The sequence below is a fragment of the Mesonia sp. K4-1 genome (genome assembly GCF_008017825.1).
Classification (GTDB): Bacteria; Bacteroidota; Bacteroidia; order Flavobacteriales; family Flavobacteriaceae; genus Mesonia.
This window is the reverse complement of sequence record NZ_VRLS01000036.1, coordinates 1-1357: the sequence shown is the minus strand read 5'-3', so window position 1 is coordinate 1357 and position 1357 is coordinate 1. Positions and strand designations below refer to the sequence as shown.

General features: G+C 32.9%; 2 protein-coding genes. Both read left to right on the top strand.

Going from position 1 to position 1357, the window contains the following annotated elements; all coding sequences use genetic code 11:
• Positions 1-54 precede the first annotated feature (54 nt).
• Positions 55-513 (top strand): helix-turn-helix domain-containing protein, encoded by a 459-nt coding sequence (locus tag FT986_RS05870; protein WP_255505920.1) that lies wholly within the window; start codon positions 55-57, stop codon positions 511-513.
• Positions 459-1307: an IS3 family transposase gene (locus tag FT986_RS05865; RefSeq protein ID WP_255505921.1), complete on the top strand. Its 849-nt coding sequence runs from the start codon at positions 459-461 to the stop codon at positions 1305-1307. The genes FT986_RS05870 and FT986_RS05865 overlap by 55 nt, the downstream gene beginning before the upstream one ends.
• Positions 1308-1357: the final 50 nt, after the last annotated feature.

The window sequence follows — 1357 nt, the reverse complement described above, 5'->3', positions numbered from 1 at the left end:
TGTACTTTCCTGAAATAGGTTGACTAAAAATTAATCATTTAATTACAGTCACTTATGAAAACACAAAATGAACACTGGCGAAAAAAAAGCTATCAAAAAGCAACACTAGAGACTAAACTTTTAGTCGTTGAACAAATCTTAACTGGACACATTTCCAACAATCAAGCTTCCAAAAAATACGATGTTCCCAGAACAACCATATCCTATTGGTTGAGAAAATACAGTACCTTAGTGCAACAAAATACTGGTATGAGTAAAAACGATGAGATAAAAAAGTTAAAGGAAAAAATTGAAGAATTAGAGTTTCAGAAAGACTTTCAACAAGACATTATCGCTGATATGGAACTTATTACAGGAGTTGATATGTCAAAAAAGTCATTACCCGAAACATTGGCAAAAGAGATAGAGCGAAAGAAAAAGGCAATTATAAAAGAAAATGGCTCTATGGATGTTTTGGGATCAGCAAACAAGCCTTTTACAAAAGACTTAAAGCCCAAAAGAAAAAAGAAATAGATCAACAAAAAATGATCAAAATGGTGAAAGACTACCGTAAAAAAGTAGGCTCTAAAACTGGTGGAACCAAGCTATATAGTGAACTAAAACAAAACTTTATAGACGCTGATATTAAGATAGGTAGAGACAAATTCTATCGGTTTCTTAGGCTAAACAATCTTTTGGTTCCAAAAACTAAAAATTACATCACGACCACCAACTCAAACCATATGTATAAAAAATATAAAAACCTGATCAAAAACCACGTCCCTAACCGACCAGAACAACTCTGGATGAGCGATATTACTTACATTAAAACACAATACGGCCACAACTACCTAGCACTAGTCACAGATACCTATTCTAAGCAAATCATGGGCTATAACCTGGATAACCATATGAGAACTTCACTTTGTAGTAAGGCTCTTGCTATGGCTATTAAAAATAGAAAATATCCCAATCAAAAACTCATTCACCATTCCGATAGAGGCTTTCAATACTGTAATCCTAAGTATACGAAGTTCGCTGAAGAAAATGGTATTGTAATGAGTATGACTGAGCAATACGACCCGTATGAAAACGCGGTAGCCGAAAGAATCAATAGAACACTTAAATATGAATATGGTCTAAAACAAACCATGAAAAGCACAGAACTAGCTCAAAAACTAACCCAACAAGCCGTTTATATTTACAATAATCTGAGAACACATTTTAGTCTCGATTTGAGGAAACCAGCCGAAGTACATTTAAATCCAGATATCAAATACAAGTCCTATCGAAAAAATAATGTAAATTTACCTGAACTCACAATTTAAAAAATTAATTATTCTAATCTAAAAGAGTCAACCTATTTCAGTATAATACA

Excerpts from the sequence above, each read along its gene's own strand:
- FT986_RS05870 (WP_255505920.1), top strand. The coding sequence starts at position 55 with ATGAAAACACAAAATGAACACTGGCGAAAAAAAAGCTATCAAAAAGCA.